This window comes from Endozoicomonas sp. G2_2 (assembly GCF_017744135.1).
Classification (GTDB): domain Bacteria; phylum Pseudomonadota; class Gammaproteobacteria; order Nevskiales; family Salinisphaeraceae; genus Salinisphaera.
This window is the reverse complement of the sequence record NZ_JAGHQU010000010.1, coordinates 1-16,024: the sequence shown is the minus strand read 5'-3', so window position 1 is coordinate 16,024 and position 16,024 is coordinate 1. Positions and strand designations below refer to the sequence as shown.

The 16,024-nt window shown below is 63.7% G+C and carries 10 protein-coding genes and 3 tRNA genes; 4 read left to right on the top strand and 9 right to left on the bottom strand.

Annotated features, from left to right (window positions below):
• Positions 1 to 2: 2 nt before the first annotated feature.
• Both glyA and nadA read right to left on the bottom strand, forming a co-directional pair.
• Positions 3 to 1,292: a serine hydroxymethyltransferase gene (glyA, locus tag J7355_RS12635; protein ID WP_209063264.1), complete on the bottom strand. Its 1,290-nt coding sequence runs from the start codon at positions 1,290 to 1,292 to the stop codon at positions 3 to 5.
• Positions 1,293 to 1,438: 146 nt separating this feature from the next.
• Complete coding sequence (gene nadA, locus J7355_RS12630) at positions 1,439 to 2,539, bottom strand: quinolinate synthase NadA (RefSeq protein ID WP_209063262.1); 1,101 nt, start codon at positions 2,537 to 2,539, stop codon at positions 1,439 to 1,441.
• A gap of 100 nt (positions 2,540 to 2,639) precedes the next feature.
• Between nadA and J7355_RS12625 the strand changes: the two genes are divergently transcribed.
• Positions 2,640 to 3,479 carry a DUF6502 family protein gene (locus J7355_RS12625; RefSeq protein WP_209063260.1) on the top strand — a complete coding sequence of 280 codons (840 nt, stop codon included), beginning with the start codon at positions 2,640 to 2,642 and terminating at the stop codon, positions 3,477 to 3,479.
• The gene (locus J7355_RS12620) at positions 3,469 to 4,929 is read left to right on the top strand and encodes a DUF5666 domain-containing protein (RefSeq protein WP_209063258.1); all 1,461 of its coding nucleotides are present in this window, start codon (positions 3,469 to 3,471) and stop codon (positions 4,927 to 4,929) included. The genes J7355_RS12625 and J7355_RS12620 overlap by 11 nt, the downstream gene beginning before the upstream one ends.
• A 412-nt stretch (positions 4,930 to 5,341) precedes the next feature.
• Here the strand turns inward: J7355_RS12620 and J7355_RS12615 are convergent, their stop codons facing one another.
• The 7 genes from J7355_RS12615 to J7355_RS12585 all read right to left on the bottom strand — a co-directional run bounded on the left by J7355_RS12615 (position 5,342) and on the right by J7355_RS12585 (position 13,652).
• The gene (locus J7355_RS12615; RefSeq protein WP_209063256.1) at positions 5,342 to 8,251 is read right to left on the bottom strand and encodes a CSLREA domain-containing protein; all 2,910 of its coding nucleotides are present in this window, start codon (positions 8,249 to 8,251) and stop codon (positions 5,342 to 5,344) included.
• Positions 8,252 to 8,538: 287 nt separating this feature from the next.
• On the bottom strand, positions 8,539 to 10,335 hold the full coding sequence (aspS, locus tag J7355_RS12610) for an aspartate--tRNA ligase (protein ID WP_209063414.1): 1,797 nt from the start codon (positions 10,333 to 10,335) through the stop codon (positions 8,539 to 8,541).
• A 129-nt stretch (positions 10,336 to 10,464) separates the two neighbouring features.
• Positions 10,465 to 10,824, bottom strand: a complete 360-nt coding sequence (locus J7355_RS18055; protein ID WP_209063254.1) for a zinc ribbon domain-containing protein — start codon at positions 10,822 to 10,824, stop codon at positions 10,465 to 10,467.
• Between the two features lie 36 nt (positions 10,825 to 10,860).
• A complete protein-coding gene (locus J7355_RS12600; RefSeq protein WP_209063252.1) occupies positions 10,861 to 12,210 on the bottom strand; it encodes a UDP-glucose/GDP-mannose dehydrogenase family protein in 1,350 nt (449 codons plus the stop codon).
• Positions 12,211 to 12,352: 142 nt separating this feature from the next.
• Positions 12,353 to 12,428: transfer RNA gene (locus J7355_RS12595), tRNA-Glu, on the bottom strand.
• A 5-nt stretch (positions 12,429 to 12,433) separates the two neighbouring features.
• Positions 12,434 to 12,509 (bottom strand) — tRNA-Ala (locus tag J7355_RS12590).
• 60 nt (positions 12,510 to 12,569) lie between these two features.
• Positions 12,570 to 13,652 carry a DegT/DnrJ/EryC1/StrS family aminotransferase gene (locus J7355_RS12585; protein WP_209063250.1) on the bottom strand — a complete coding sequence of 361 codons (1,083 nt, stop codon included), beginning with the start codon at positions 13,650 to 13,652 and terminating at the stop codon, positions 12,570 to 12,572.
• A 144-nt stretch (positions 13,653 to 13,796) separates the two neighbouring features.
• On the opposite strand from J7355_RS12585, the gene J7355_RS12580 reads away from it, so the two are divergent.
• Together J7355_RS12580 and putA are read left to right on the top strand one after the other, a co-directional pair.
• Positions 13,797 to 13,871 (top strand) — tRNA-Val (locus J7355_RS12580).
• Between the two features lie 411 nt (positions 13,872 to 14,282).
• A partial coding sequence (putA, locus tag J7355_RS12575; protein ID WP_209063248.1) for a bifunctional proline dehydrogenase/L-glutamate gamma-semialdehyde dehydrogenase PutA occupies positions 14,283 to 16,024 on the top strand: 1,742 nt, incomplete at its 3' end.

The window sequence follows — 16,024 nt, the reverse complement described above, 5'->3', positions numbered from 1 at the left end:
GATCACGCGGCGCCGCGTGCCGCCGCGCGATACACGGGATGACGCTGGCATAGCTCGTTGACGGCAGCGCGAACGCGCGCCACTTCGGATTCGATATCGCCATCGTGGGCGAGCGCGTCGAGTACGTCGCAGATCCATGTCGCGACCTGACGCATGTCGTCCTCGTTGAAACCGCGCGTCGTGGCCGCGGGCGTGCCGATACGCAGCCCCGAGGTCACGAACGGCGAGCGCGGATCGTCGGGCACGGCGTTCTTGTTGGCCGTCATGTGCGCCTTGCCGAGCCAGGCTTCCGCATCCTTGCCGGTGATGTCCTGCTTGACCAGGCTGACGAGCATCAGATGGTTGTCGGTGCCACCGGAGACGACCTCGTAGCCGCGGTCCACGAACACCTGCGCCATGGCGCGGGCGTTATCCACGACCTTGTGCGCATAGGTCTTGAAATCCGCCTCGAGCGCTTCCTTGAAGGCGACCGCCTTGGCCGCGATCACGTGCATGAGCGGCCCGCCCTGGGTGCCGGGGAACACGGCGCTGTTGAGCTTCTTGTAAAGCTTCTCGTCGCCGGCCGCCGAGACAATCAGACCGCCGCGCGGACCGCGGAGCGTCTTGTGCGTGGTCGTGGTGACCACGTGCGCGTGCGGCAGCGGGCTCGGGTACGCGCCGGTGGCGACCAGGCCGGCCACATGCGCCATATCCACAAGCAGCCATGCGCCGACGGAATCGGCGATCTTGCGCATGCGCGCCCAGTCGATATGGCGCGAGTAAGCCGAGAACCCGCCGACGACCATCTTCGGCTTGTGTTCGCTGGCCAGACGCTGGATTTCGTCGTAATCGAGTTCCCCGGTTTCCGGGTCGAGCCCATATTGCACGGCGTTGTAGTTCTTGCCCGAGAAGTTGGGCGCCGCGCCGTGGGTCAGATGCCCGCCCGCGTCGAGGCTCATGCCGAGAATCGTGTCACCCGGCTTGACCAGCGCGAGATAGACCGCGGCGTTGGCCTGGGCGCCGGAATGCGGCTGGACGTTGGCATAGTCGCAATTGAACAGCTTGCAGGCGCGGTCGATGGCCAGCTGTTCGGCCACGTCCACGAATTCGCAGCCGCCGTAGAAACGCTTGCCCGGATACCCCTCGGCGTACTTGTTGGTCAGCAGGCTGCCCTGCGCCTCCATGACGCGCGGGCTGGTGTAGTTCTCGGACGCGATCAGTTCGATATGGTCTTCCTGGCGCTGGTCTTCGTCGGCAATGGCCGCGGCCAGCTCCGGGTCGAATTCGGCGATGCGCTGGGCAGAATCAAACATGTTCGAATGCTCGGGTTGAAGTACGAAAAAGGCACAGCGTCGGCGTCGCGCGTCGCGCTCGCCGACACGTTTTCGAAGCTTGTAAGGGCGCATAGTGTAGCGCAGACCGGTCGCGAACCCCGGCAAGATACCGAGGTTCGTCCCGGCTAGGCCGTGATCTCGAGCATGAGGTCCAGCGCGGCCTTGGCCTCGCGCGCCTCCTCCGGCTCGACCTTGATCTGATTGACCACGTGCCCTTCCACCAGGTTTTCCGTGACCCAGGCCAGATGCTGCGGGTCAGTGCGGAACATGGTCGAACACATGCACACCACGGGCGACATGAACTGAACCTTCACGCCCTTGGGCGCCATTTCATGGTGCAGCCGGTTCACGAGGTTGAGTTCGGTGCCCACCAGCCAGTGGCTGCCGGGCTCGCTGGCCCGCACGTGCTTGAGGATGGTTTCGGTGGAACCCACGACATCCGACGCCTGGCAGACCTCGAACGCATTCTCGGGATGCGAGATCACCTTGCCGTGCGGGTTCTCCTCCCGGAATTTCTTGATGTGGTTCGGGTGAAACATCTGGTGGACCGAACAGAACCCCTTCCACAGAATCATCTTCGCGCCACGGATCTGCTCCGCGGTCAGGCCGCCCATGGGCTTGTCGTAATCCCACACGACCATGTCCTCGAGCGGGATACCCATGTCGTAGCCCGTATTGCGCCCGAGATGCTGATCGGGAAAGAACAGCACCTTTTCGCGCCGGGAGAACGACCAGTCCAGCACACCGCGCGCGTTCGACGACGTGCACACGATGCCGCCATGTCGGCCACAGAACGCCTTGAGGTCGGCCGCGGAATTGATATAGGTCACCGGCGTGACCTGTTCGTCCGGCTCGAGCACCTCGGACAGTTCGCGCCAGGCGCGCTCCACGTTGCGCAGGTTCGCCATGTCGGCCATCGAACAGCCGGCCGCCATGTCGGGCAGGATCACGGTCTGGTCGTCGCGCGACAGGATATCGGCGACTTCGGCCATGAAGTGCACGCCACAGAAGACGATGAACTCGGCATCAGACTTTGCGGCCTGTGCCGATAACTTGAGCGAATCGCCCGAGAAATCGGCATGCGCGAAGACTTCATCGCGCTGATAATGATGACCGAGAATCGCGCAGCGCGAGCCGAGCGCCGCCTTGGCGGCGCGGATGCGCGCATCGCAGGTGGCGTCGTCGTAGCGGGCGAAATCCTGCAAGGCGAGTGCGGTTGCAGACATGGAGCTAAGCGTCGGCGAATAGTCCGGAAAATGTACCACAAACCCGCACATCACCCGCGCGATCGAGCCCTGCCGCGCCCACAGGGGATATAATGTATCCATGAAGGGAAACGACCACCAGTGGCTTGCCCGCGCCTGTCACCGCCTGCTGCGGCCGCTGGTGCGCATCATGCTGCGCCACGGTGTCGCCCACAAGGACTTCGACGCGGTCGTGCGCGCCGTTTATGCCGAGGTCGCGCGCGAGTCCTTCGCGCCGGCCGGCAAGCGCCCCACCGATTCGCATGTGGCGATCGTGACCGGCCTGACACGCAAGGAAGTCAAGCGTCTGCGCGAGGAAGCCGACGGCGTCTACGACAAAACCGGTTGGGGCGGCGCGAATCGCGCCACGCGCGTGCTCTCGGGCTGGCATCGTGACCCGGATTTCACCGACGCCGAAGGCGCCCCCCGCCGTCTCACGCTCGACGGCGACAAGAGCGAGTTCACACAGCTGGTACGCCGCTACAGTGGCGATATCCCCACGGTGGCGATTCTCGACGAGCTCGAACGCGTCCACTCGGTACGCCGAGAACCCGATGGCACGGTGAGCGTACTCAACCGCGCCTACGTGCCCGGCGTGGGGGATCCCGAGCGCGTGCGCATGCTCGGCTCCGCGGCGCACGATCTGCTGTCCACGCTCGAACACAACGTGTCGCGCACCGGTGACGCGCGCCCCTACTTCCAACGCTCGGTGTTCAATACGCGCGTCGATCCGCGCGTGTTGCCCGTATTCCATCGCCTGGTTTCGCAGCAGGCCCAACACCTGCTGGAAGTCTTCGACGACTGGCTCGAGCGCCACGAGATCGATGACGACAACCCGCAGGCGCCGGCTTCGCGAGCCGGTGTCGGCATTTACTATTTCGAGGATGCAGCGCATCCGGGGGACAAAAACGATGAGGCGTAGCCACACGGCAAAGCGCTGGCTGAGCGGTTTCTCCATAACGCTGGGCACCGCGGCACTGGTTGCATGCGGCTCCGGCGGCGGGGACGACGGCCGCACGGCAGGCATCGAAGGCACCGGCATCGTATCGGGCTTTGGCAGTGTCTACGTGGACGGCATCGAGTTCGAGACCACGAACGCCGAGATTCTGTTCGTCGGCGACATCGTCGACGAATCGGCTCTCAGCGTTGGCGATATCGTGAGCGTGAGCGGAACGGTCGACAATGACGATCGTGCCAGCGCGCGCCGTATCGTGTTCGAACGCACGCTCGATGGCCCGGTCGAGTCGATCGAAATGAACGGCGAGCGCGGCGAACTGGTCGCGCTCGAGCAGACCGTGCGCTTCGACGAAGACACCACATTCGTCAATCTATCCGCCGACGCGCTCAACCCCGGCGATCTGATTGCCGTGAGCGGTTTCGTCATCGATTCAAATCTCTTTCACGCCGAATCGATCCGTCGCAACGATGACGGCTTCGTTCCTAACGGCTCACGTCTGGAAATCGAGGGCGACATCGATACCGTCGACGGTACGCAGCTGACTGTCGGCAACCAGTTAATACGCTTCGATAATGCACGCGTCAGCCCGAACCGGACCGCGCTCCGGGCCGGTCAGGCGATCGAGGCGTTCGGATCACGCGGTGCCGATCGTGGCGACCCGTTGATCGCTGACGAGATCAATGTACTCGACGTGAAGACGACCGAAGACGGCCGGCGCATGTTCGTTGAAGCCGCGATACGCGATTACAACGGCCTCGACAATTTCATTGCCGGCGGCTGGCGCATCGACGCCCGCGACGCCGAGCGAGTGGACGACGGCGCGCTCGGCCTCGGGCCCGGCGTCATGGTCAGCGTGCGCGGCACGTTCGACAACGGCCGTATTCAGGCCAGTACGCTCGAGGCCGAGACGCCCTCAAGCGCCACGATCCAGGGGCCGATCGACACGGTCGATGCCGACAATGACCGTATATCCCTACTCGGCGTGACCGTCGACGTGCCCCCGGACACGCGGTATCGGCCGCTCCGAGCCGCAGCCTCCGGTACGTCCGGCGATCGGTCTTTACGCATCGACGACCTCGCGGTCGGCGATATCGTACGCCTCGATATCTTTGATAGCGGTGAGCGACTGACCGCGCGTGCTCTTCAGCGTGCCCGTTCCGACGACGGAATCGACGCGGCCCTCATCGGCCCCGTCGAACGCGTGGTCGGTGCGGCGCCCAATCCTACCGTCGTCATCGCGGGCATCACGGCACGCACGCAGACCGGTCGAACCCTGTACTACGGTGCCAACGGCGAGAAGATTAACGCCACCGCCTTCGCGGCGCGGGCGACCCGCGGCCAGCGCGTAACGATCACCGGGCCGGCGAACGGCGGCGAGATCAACACCGCGACCCGCGTGCAGCTTATCGATTGATCGAGCAGCGCCGGCAATGGCGCTGCGCCCCAGGATGCGTCGCGCCGTCCACGGCTGCGGCGTGGCGCCCGTACATTCGAGCCGGGGCAGAGCGTTGGATCAGCGGCCACGCCGCAGCGCTGCGCCACGGCCAAGGCGCACGAAGTCGTCGCAGCGGCCCACGGCACGTGTCGACGTCGATGCGCGAACGTGGGCCACAGTGCTATTGCGTGGCAAGGCAATGCGCGATCGGCGTCAGGCCGACGACGCTACTGAACGCGCGGAGCGTGCGTCTTGGACAAAAACGAAACCGCGCTGAATGTCTAAGGGCGACTCGTGCCTCAAGACGTCGCACAAAGCTGGATGAACAAGCAAAAAAACCGGACCGGGCGTGAAGCCCGGTCCGGCATGGCTGTGGCTATAGCGCCCGGGATCAGCCGTCGTCGGACATCGAGTCGTCGTCCGAGGGCATCTCGAAAGACACCACCGGGCCGGACACCGGCAGTCCGTCACCGATCACGATTCCGGTGCCACCGGCCACGACGTTGAGCTGGCGCAGCGTGAAGCTCACCTGCCCTTGCCCCATCGCATCGTTGTCCGGCTGGCCGATATTGACGTTGCGATCGTCGTCGCTGTCGCTATCGCTGCAGGCGGTGAGCGTGAGCGCAAGCGCGGCCACGATCAGCAGCAGTTGGGTACGACGCCGCATGCCGCCCACCGATACGAGGCTCAGCAGGGCCAGCAGCGCACCGCCGGCATAGACTGCCTTGAGTGCATCGCCATCGAGGGCCGTCACGCCGACCGTTGCCGGCGCCTGGCTGTCGCCGCTCGGGCTCGCCACGAGGAAGTAGCTCACACTGTCGCCGGCGCCGATGGACTCACCCGCGCCACCGTTGAAGTCGATGGTGAAGGTGGAGCCGTTGTCGTCAAGCGAACCGCTGCCGACGCTCATGTCGCTACCGCTGTCGTAGCTGCCGTTGTCATTGCTGTCGGCATAGACGGTGAGGTCGAACTCGGTCAGATCCACGCCCGCGGGCAGCATGTCGTCACGATCGACATAGCCCGAAATTCCGCCGACGGTCACGCTTTCTTCACCGTTGTTGGTGAGCGTGAAGCCGAGCACAGCAGCCTCGGTGTCGTCTTCGCCGAGCACGACATCGCCGAGATCGAGCATGGCCACCTGTACGACCGGGTCGTCGGTGAGTTCATAGGCGCCCGAGTCGCAGGTCCCGCCGTTGTCGACATCCGGCACATCGAAATCACGATCGGCGCCGCGCTGGTCCGTATCCGTCGAACTACAGGCGCCGTTCGTGTCCACGGCGTCGCTGTCCATAGCCAGCGGCTGGGTAGCGGTCGGGCCGCCATACAGGCGATACATGCCATCGAGGAGCGAGGCGTCACCGACGACGTTGCCGTCCTCGTCAGACGCATCGATACCCTCGCCCAGGTTGGTGTCGTTAGCGGCAATAAGGCTGTTGGTGATCGTATACGCGTCTTCGGGCGCGGCGTCGTTGCCGGCATCCACACCCACGCCGTTGTTGTTGACCACCGAGGCGTAGCTCAGGGAGATGCCTTCACCCGTTACGCTGCCGCCGTCACCACCGTCCTGATAGACACCGGCGCCGGTATCGGCGCTGTTGTCGGACACGGTGGTATTCGTCACGCTCAGCGCGCCACCGGCCGAGTTCCACAAACCGCCACCTTCGACGGCCTGGTTGTAGCCGACCGCGGTATTGGTGATGGTGGTCGAACCCGCGCCGCCGATATGCAGGCCGCCGCCGTTGCCCGGATTCGGATTCGGGGCGATGACGTTACCCTGCGCGTCGCTCTCGCCGCCCAGCGTCACGCCGTCGAGCGTGACCGTACCGCCGGCATTCTCGATCCCGCCACCGGCACGATTGGCCTGATTGGCCTCGATACGGGTGTTGGTAATGTTCGCGGTCGCATTCGGGCTGACCAGAATACCGCCACCACTGCCGGAGGTACCGGATGCCTTGTTCATGGCAATACGGCTGTCGCTGATCGTCAGCGTGCCACTATCGCCCTCGGCGTTACCTTCGGCGTAGATACCGCCGCCGCCCTGGGTCGCCTCCGCGCCGGTCGCCTCGTTATTGACGATCGACACGCCGGTGAGCGTCATCTCGCCCTGGTTATTCCAGAACGCGCCGCCTTCAACCGCGGTATTACGTGCGTAGCTGCCGCCGGTAACCGCCACGTTGCCGTCGCCCGTTACATGAAGGAAGCCGCCGTTACCCGGGTTTTGACCAGCGTCGTTGCCGGTCCCGGTGACGTTGTCCAGCGTGGTGGTGCTGCCTGGAAGCACTTCGATCGCGCCACCGGCACGACGCGCACTGTTGTCGCGAAACACCGAGTTCGTGACATCAAGCGTGGTGCCGTCGCCGGCAAGAATCGCGCCACCGGAAGCTGAGCTGTCGCCCTCGCCGTCTTCCTCGTTACCGGCCATATTACCGGTGAACATGGAGCCTGTGATCACGATCGTGCCGTTGGCACCGTCAACCTGGCCGAAGATCGCGCCGCCACCGAGGCCACCCTCTGCTGGCGTTGAAGCGGGGGCCGCGCCGTTAGCGACGTTCGCAGTGAAGGTCGCATCGGAAACGGTCATCGTGCCCTGATTGTTCCACAGCGCGCCGCCTTCTTCGGAGATGTTATTGCTGAACGTGCCGCCGTTGACTTGAATATCGCCAGCGCCGGACACGTGCAGCGCGCCGCCATTGCCGGGGTTCACGCCTGCGTTGTTACCGGAGAAATTGACGTTGTCGAGGGTCACTCGGAGATTATCGATCGCCGAATCGTCACCTTCAACGGTACCACCGGTAGCCACTTCGATCGCGCCGCCCGCGCGATCTGCGGTATTGTTGTTCATGGCGCCGCCGCTAACAATGAGCGTACCGCCAAGGTTGAGGATCGCGCCGCCTGAGCGGTCGAAGCGGGCATCGCCGTTAGTGTCGTCGTCGTCTGCCGTATCGGCCACACCGTTGATCAGCGTCAGGTCGTTCAGAGTGAGTTCGCCCTGATTGATGAAAATCCGGCTCTGCTCATTCGCGTCGATTGTGACGCCGGCAGTGCTGTCGTCGTCTTCGCTCGCCATCGCGTCGATCACGAGCGTGGAGCCGGACATGATCGTGGGCAGCGCGGTGCCGCCGAGCGTGATCGTGCTGCCTGCCACGCTCTCGCCGAACATGATGGTGTCGTTGTTATCATCCCCAGCCGTGCAACCGGCGGTCGCCGTATTGCCGTTCGCAGCCGTGATCGCATCGCGGAGCGTGCATTGGCCTTCGCCTGACATATCGCCCGTTGAGTTGACGGTGATCGTCGCAGCCATGGCGCCAGGCGCCGTGACGGCCAAGGTCGTACCAAGAAGCGCGATGCGCACCTGCTGGCGCAGTCGAGCTCCTTTCGAACTCGAAATCTTCATATGATTTACCCCTTCTATTGAGCGCGATGGGCGCGCCTCCCGCAATTAGGACTTTTATCCCAATGCCTGTCACCAGAGATTCTCTGGTTGCGCGTGCGGCGTCAAAAGCGGATGTCAGGTACAACAAAACCGGCGACCGCGGGAAACGGCGCCGGCTTTTAGCAGAAGGGGCTGCCCGATGACGAGCGCCGCGATCAGTTTTTCCCGGGGCTCTCGCTCTTATCGGTTGCGCGCAAGCGAATACCCAGTTCCCTGAGCTGCGCATTGTCAGCCAGACCAGGCGCGCCGGTGAGCAGATCGGTCGCCGTCTGCGTCTTGGGGAACGCGATGACTTCCCGAATCGAGTCCGCGCCGGCCATGAGCATGACCAGCCGATCGAGCCCAAACGCGATGCCGGCATGCGGCGGCGCGCCGAACTTGAGCGCTTCGAGCAGGAAGCCGAACTTCTCTTCCGCGTCCTCGCGGCTGATGCCGAGTACGTCGAATGCGGCTTGCTGCATCTGTGGCGTATGGATACGCACCGAGCCACCGCCGATTTCGGTGCCGTTGAGCACCATGTCGTAGGCCTGCGATAGCGCGTGTTCGGGGTCGTCACGCAGCGCGTCCGGGTCGTCGACGGCAGGCGCCGTGAACGGGTGGTGCAGCGCGTCCCAACGCTTGGCCTCGGGGTCGTACTCGAACATCGGCCAGTCGACGACCCAGAGCGGCGCCCAGTCGCCTTCCACGCGATCCATATCATGACCCAGGCGCACGCGAAGCGCGCCGAGGGCGTCGTTGACCACGCTGGCCTTGTCGGCACCGAAGAACAGCAGATCGCCGTCGGCCGCACCGCTGCGCTGGATGATGCCGTCGACAGCCTCGTCGGACAGGAACTTGAGAATTGGCGAGGCCAGCCCTTCGCGGCCCTTGGCGACGTCGTTCACCTTGACGTAGGCCAGGCCCTTGGCGCCGTAGCGGCCGACGAACTCCGTATAACCGTCGATCTGCTTGCGTGTGAGGCTCGCGCCGTTCGGCACGCGCATGACCGCCACCCGGCCGGTGGCGCTGTTCGCGGGGCCTGAGAACACCTTGAAATCGGCATCCGCGACGAGGTCGGCGATGTCCACGAGTTCGAGGTCGATACGCAAATCCGGCTTGTCCGAACCGAAACGGCGCATGGCTTCTTCATAGGTCATGCGCGGGAACGGGTCCGGCAACTTGACGTCCAGCACGTCGGCAAACAGCGACCGGATCATGGTTTCGTTGATCGACATGATGTCGTCGGCGTCGACAAAGGACGCCTCGATATCGATCTGGGTGAATTCCGGCTGGCGGTCGGCGCGCAGATCCTCGTCGCGAAAGCAGCGCGCAATCTGGTAGTAGCGATCCATGCCGGACACCATGAGCAGCTGCTTGAACAGCTGTGGCGACTGCGGCAGCGCGAAGAAATGGCCGGGCTGGGTGCGGCTCGGCACCAGATAGTCGCGCGCGCCTTCCGGCGTGGCCCGTGTGAGAATCGGCGTCTCGATATCGAGAAAACCCAGATCGTCCAGCGCGTTGCGCACCGCACGCGTCACCTGCGCGCGCAGCTGCATGTGGCGCTGCATGCGCGGTTTGCGAAGTTCGACATAGCGATAGCGCAGGCGCGCCGCATCACCGACGTTTTCGGTCTCGTCCAGTTGCAGTGGCGGCGTTTCGGATGCGTTGAGCACCGTAAGCGACGTCGTGTAGACCTCGACCTCCCCAGAGGCGAGATTGGCATTGACCGTGCCTTCCGGGCGCGCCCGCACCCGACCGGTCACCTGAATCACGAACTCGCCGCGCAGGCGCTCGGCGGTTTCGAAGATCGACGGCTCGTCTGGGTCGAACACGACCTGGAGCAGTCCACTGCGATCACGCAGATCGACGAAGATCACGCCACCGTGGTCGCGGCGGCGATGCACCCAGCCGCAGACGGTGATTTCGCTGTCGATCGCGGCGGCATTCACGTCGCCGCAGTAGTGGGATCGCATCATGGCTTTCGCCTTTCGAGGGAGTTGCAAAAGAGCGCGAGTCTAGCAAGACCCGCTGGCCTGCCGGTAATCGCCCTGGCGTAGACCGATGCACCCGGCGCCTATGAGTACAGGCGCCGGGGCGCGGCGTTAGCTGTTCGTGTTCGAAGCCGGCTTGCTGTCGGCTTTCGCTGCCTTCTTTTCCTTGGGCTTGTCGGCTTTCTTGCTCGCCGTGTCGGAAGCCTTCGAGGTACTGGCGCCCTCTTTCTTGGACGCACTGCCCGCGGTACCGGATTTATCGTCCGAGCCGGCCAGATTGCGCTTGCCGTCGGACTTGAAATCCGTCTCGTACCAGCCACCGCCAGACAGCCGGAAACCGGCCGCAGAGATCTTGCGCTTGAGTTGCGGCTCGGCGCATTCGGGGCACTGGGTCAGCGGATCGTCGGAAAGGCGCTGGAGTTGTTCGAGTTCATGGCCGCAGCTGCGGCAGACATATTCATAAATGGGCATGGCAAACCCCCTCGGGAATCGGCAACGGCGCGTATTTTATACGACGCCGCGCGTGGCGCCACTGGCTGCCGAGCGCCCGATGCCGTAGTACGTGAACCCGGCGTTCGCGACGTAGGACGGTTTGAAGATGTTGCGGCCATCGACGAGCACGGCCTGTTTCATACGGCTCGCGATATCCGCGAAATCCGGCGTACGGAAAATATGCCATTCCGTAACCAGCACCAGTGCATCTGCCCCTTCTGCCGCCTGTTCTGCGTTCTCGCATAGGGTGAGGTCGGCCCGTTCGCCATAAATGCGCCGGGTTTCGTTCATGGCCTCGGGATCGAAGGCGCGCACGGTTGCGCCAGCCGCCCACAACGATTCCATGAGCGTGCAGCTCGGCGCTTCGCGCATGTCGTCGGTGTTCGGCTTGAACGCCAGCCCCCAGAGCGCGATCGTCTTGCCGGACAAATCGCCGAAATGCGCCTGCAGCTTCTCGAACAGCACGTTCTTCTGGCGGTTGTTGACGCGCTCGACGGCGTTGATGATCTCGGTGTCGTAGCCCAGCTGCCCCGCCGTTTGCGCGAGTGCGCGCACGTCCTTGGGGAAACAGGAGCCGCCGAAGCCACAGCCGGGATAGATGAAGTGATAGCCGATACGGTGATCCGCGCCGATCGCCTTGCGCACCTGCTCGATATCCGCGTCCACGCGGTCGGCGACCTGGGACAGCTCGTTCATGAGGCTAATCTTGGTCGCCAGCACGATGTTGGCGGCGTACTTGGTCAGTTCGGCGGAACGAATGTCCATCACGATCGTTCGGTCGTGTTGACGATTGAACGGCGCATACAGCGCGCGCAGATGCTCGGCCGCGCGATCACTGTCCACGCCGACGACCACACGGTCCGGCTTCATGAAATCCTCGACCGCGGCGCCCTCCTTCAAGAACTCGGGATTGGAAGCGACATCGAACTCGACGTCCACGCCGCGCGCGGCGACCGCCTTGGCAAGCTGTGCCTTTACCTTGTCAGCGGTACCCACCGGCACCGTCGACTTGGTAATCACGAGGCGATATTCATCCATATGCGCGCCGATCGTTTCGGCGACCTTGAGTACATACTGAAGATCGGCGCTGCCATCCTCGTCGGGCGGCGTGCCGACCGCAATGAACTGCAATGTGCCGTGCGCGACCGCCTCGGCGGCATCGGTGGTGAAACGCAGCCGACCGCTACGCACGTTCTCGTGCACGATCTGCTCGAGCCCCGGCTCGAAGATCGGAATCTCGCCCCGTGTCAGGCGCGCGATCTTGTCGGCGTCGATATCGACACACATGACGTGATTGCCGCTCTGGGCAAGGCACGCGCCCGTCACCAGGCCAACATATCCGGTACCGAAAATCGTGATGCGCACACTGACCCCTTGCTGATCTGTCGAGAATCGTTTCTGAACGCGCGAGATTATGCGCAAGCTGGCGCGATGATGCGAGCCAACACCCGATCGAGCAGACATAAAAAAAGCCGCCAACCCGGCGGGCTGGCGGCTTCTGCCGTAATGGCGTCCCCAAGGGGATTCGAACCCCTGTCGCTGCCGTGAAAGGGCAGTGTCCTAGGCCTCTAGACGATGGGGACAGTCTTGGTGGAGCCAGGCGGGATCGAACCGCCGACCTCAACACTGCCAGTGTTGCGCTCTCCCAGCTGAGCTATGGCCCCTGATCTGCAGCGAGGGCGAATTATAGAGATTGGGTACGGCCTTGCCAACCTCTGTATCGATTATTTTTTTACCGCCGCCCGTACGGCCTCGGCAACGCGCTCCTGGTCCGCTGCCTCGAGGTACGGATGCATGGGCAGACTCAGCACGCGTTCGGCCGCGCGTTCGGAGATGGGAATAGCCACGTCCGAGTAGAGCGGCGGCTGACGGTTCAGCGGTACGGGGTAGTACACCGCGTTCGGTATGCCTGCGTCATTTAGCGCCGCCCGCACCGCGTCTCGGTCGTCGACCTGAATCGTGTACTGCGCGTAGACGCTCGTGCAATCGTCGGCGACCGTCGGCGTCTTGACCACGCCTTGGAGCAGCTCTTCGTAACGTGCGCCAACGGCGGCGCGGCGCGCCACTTCGTCGTCGAACACCTCCATCTTTGCCAGCAGAACAGCGGCCTGGATTGTGTCGAGCCGACCGTTGATACCCAGGCGCGGGTGATAATACGGCGCGCTCTGACCGTGATTACGCAGCTCGCGCATGCGCTGCGCAAGCGTCGCGTCGGTAGTGAACGCGGCCCCGCCGTCGCCGTAGCAGCCCAGCGGCTTGGCCGGGAAGAACGACGTAGCCGACAGGCTCGACACCCCGCCCGAGCGGCGCCCCTTGTATGTGGCGCCGAAGCTCTGCGCGGCGTCTTCGATCACCGGCACATCGTGACGCGCAGCGATCGCGTTGATCGCATCCATGTCCGCGATCTGGCCGAACAGGCTGACGGGCACGATCGCCTTGGTGCGCTCGGTGATCCTCGCCTCGATGAGTGCAGGGTCGATGTTATAGGTGTCCGGGTCGATGTCGACGAACACCGGCGTCGCACCGAGCAGGCCGATCATCTCACCGGTCGCGATGAACGTGAACGGCGTGGTGATCACTTCGTCGCCCGGCCCGATGTCGAGCGCCATCATGGCCACAAGCAACGCATCGGTACCGCTCGAAAGCGCAATGCAGTGCTCGACGCCCACATACTCGGCCAGGCGCGCCTCGAGCGCCTCGACTTCGGGCCCCATCACATAACGGCCGTGGTCCAGTACCGCCTGGATTCGTGCATCCACATCCGGCTTGATGCGCTGATACTGGGCTTGCAGGTCGATGAGTTGCATCCGGACTCCCGGTTCAAAGGCTTCGTTAAATTAATCGCGCGAATTCTAGCATCGGCTCGCTGAACGACGCCCGGCCAGACGTCATCGGTTTTCGTTGACCCGGGCGAGCAGCGGCACTAGAATTCTGCGCTCGCAAAGCGAACCGGGCGGTTAGCTCAGCGGTAGAGCACTGTCTTCACACGGCAGGGGTCACTAGTTCGAACCTAGTACCGCCCACCATCTTCCGGCTTTGCACGCCCCAACTCATTTACGCAGACGTTTTGAATTCGCTGGACGGCTGCATGCCGTGCACCGAATCGACCAGCACGCCGGCCGGCGCCTGTGTAAGCCGATCCCGTATCGGATCGCAGCAATCACGCATCTCGAGAACCTTCCCGGACAGCGCACACCCGGGATCGCGCAGCGATAAGCGCTCGCCGCATATTCAGCGGCGCATTCTTTGCGCCAGGCGCCCCGCCCCGCGGCTAAGCGCTTGCTTGAAAAGCACTGTGCATGCCGAACGCGCATGTGAGTATCCGCATCCCAGTGCCGAGATACTTATGTAAATCGTTGCCTTCGCCGCATGCGGTTCGACACCTCGCCAAGGCCCGCGCTAAATTGCATGGCAACCCCGCCAAGCAATATTTCAGTATGGATTACTCCCGGCCCAGCCAGATCGACGACCAGACCTACCGAGCGGTTCTCGAACGCTACCGCTGCAACGAAGCCGATCAGGTCAATCGCCTGATAGAGATCGCGCGACTGGCGCCGCATACCAACCGCCGGGTGGAATCGGAAGCAGCGCGTCTCGTGCAGGCCGTACGAAAGAAGAACTCGCACGGCAGCGGCATCGATGCGTTCATGCACGAGTACGAGCTGTCGAGCCAGGAAGGCGTGGTGCTGATGTGCCTGGCGGAGGCACTGCTTCGTATACCGGACGATACGACGGTCGATCGATTGATCGACGACAAGATCGGCGGCTCCAACTGGGAATCGCATCTGGGCGAGTCGAAGTCGTGGTTCGTCAACGCCTCGACCTGGGGGCTGATGCTCACCGGGCGAATACTGCGTCACGAGGACTCGCCGCAGCGTAATTTCCGGAGCGTACTGCAACGCCTGGTCAAGCGTAGTGGCGAACCGTTCATTCGTCAGGCGGTGAGCCAGGCGATGCGCATCATGGGGCGCCAGTTCGTGATGGGCCGCACGATCGAAGAAGCGATCAGCAACGCCCGATCACTGGAAAAACGCGGCTACACCTATTCCTACGATATGCTCGGCGAGGCGGCGCGTACCGACAAGGATGCGCAACGCTACTTCGACGACTACTGGCATGCCATCGAGGTCTGCGGCGAAGCCAGCCGCGGCCGCGGGCCGGAGAAGTCGCCGGGCGTATCGGTGAAACTATCCGCACTGCACGCGCGCTATGAGCTGGCGCACCGCGAGCGCGTGCATCGTGAGCTGCTGCCACGTCTGCTCAAGCTCGCGCGGCTGGCGGCCAAACACAACATCAATCTGACAATCGACGCCGAAGAAGCCGCACGGCTGGATCTCTCGCTCGAACTGTTCGCCTGCGTCTCGCAGGAAGACGATCTCGCCAACTGGCAGGGCCTCGGTCTTGCCGTGCAGGCGTACCAGAAGCGCGCGCTCGACGTGATCGACTGGCTGGCCGATCTGGGCCGCCGTCACAATCGGCGGATCATGATCCGGCTGGTCAAGGGCGCGTACTGGGATACCGAGGTCAAGCGCGCCCAGGAAGCCGGAGTCGACGGCTATCCGGTATTCACGCGCAAGCATAATACCGACGTCTCGTTTCTTGCCTGCGCCCAGCATATTCTGGCGGCATCGGACGTCTTCTACGGCCAGTTCGCGACCCACAACGCACATACCCTGTGCTACATCCGCCAGGCCGCCGGCGACCGCACCGACTTCGAGTTCCAGCGCCTGCATGGCATGGGCGAAGACCTGTACGAGGAAATCGTGGAGAAAGGCGACCGGCCCGCAGCCTGTCGTATCTATGCACCGGTCGGCGCCCATGAGGATTTGCTGGCCTACCTCGTACGGCGACTGCTCGAGAATGGCGCGAACAGTTCATTCGTGAATCGTCTCGTCGACGAGAATGAACCCGTCGAGGACATCGTGGCCGACCCGGTCACAGCGGCCGAGCAGCAGACGAGCGCGCAGCACCCACGCATCCCGCTCCCGCACGACCTGTACGGCGAACGCCGCCCGAACGCCAAGGGCATCGATCTGTCGGACGTGCGCGAACTGGACGCGCTTGCCAAGGGCATGCGCGAAGCCGATGCGCGTGTCTGGCGGGCCGCGCCGCTGATCAACGGCAAGCCAGCCACGACCGACCAGAACGACAAGGAGCGCAGTACCCGCCCCATACCCTC

What these genes read in the sequence shown, in the direction of transcription:
- glyA (WP_209063264.1), bottom strand. Translation starts at nt 1,292, where the DNA reads ATGTTTGATTCTGCCCAGCGCATCGCCGAATTCGACCCGGAGCTGGCC.
- nadA (WP_209063262.1), bottom strand. Translation starts at nt 2,539, where the DNA reads ATGTCTGCAACCGCACTCGCCTTGCAGGATTTCGCCCGCTACGACGAC.
- J7355_RS12625 (WP_209063260.1), top strand. Translation starts at nt 2,640, where the DNA reads ATGAAGGGAAACGACCACCAGTGGCTTGCCCGCGCCTGTCACCGCCTG.
- J7355_RS12620 (WP_209063258.1), top strand. Translation starts at nt 3,469, where the DNA reads ATGAGGCGTAGCCACACGGCAAAGCGCTGGCTGAGCGGTTTCTCCATA.
- J7355_RS12615 (WP_209063256.1), bottom strand. Translation starts at nt 8,251, where the DNA reads ATGGCTGCGACGATCACCGTCAACTCAACGGGCGATATGTCAGGCGAA.
- aspS (WP_209063414.1), bottom strand. Translation starts at nt 10,335, where the DNA reads ATGCGATCCCACTACTGCGGCGACGTGAATGCCGCCGCGATCGACAGC.
- J7355_RS18055 (WP_209063254.1), bottom strand. Translation starts at nt 10,824, where the DNA reads ATGCCCATTTATGAATATGTCTGCCGCAGCTGCGGCCATGAACTCGAA.
- J7355_RS12585 (WP_209063250.1), bottom strand. Translation starts at nt 13,652, where the DNA reads ATGCAACTCATCGACCTGCAAGCCCAGTATCAGCGCATCAAGCCGGAT.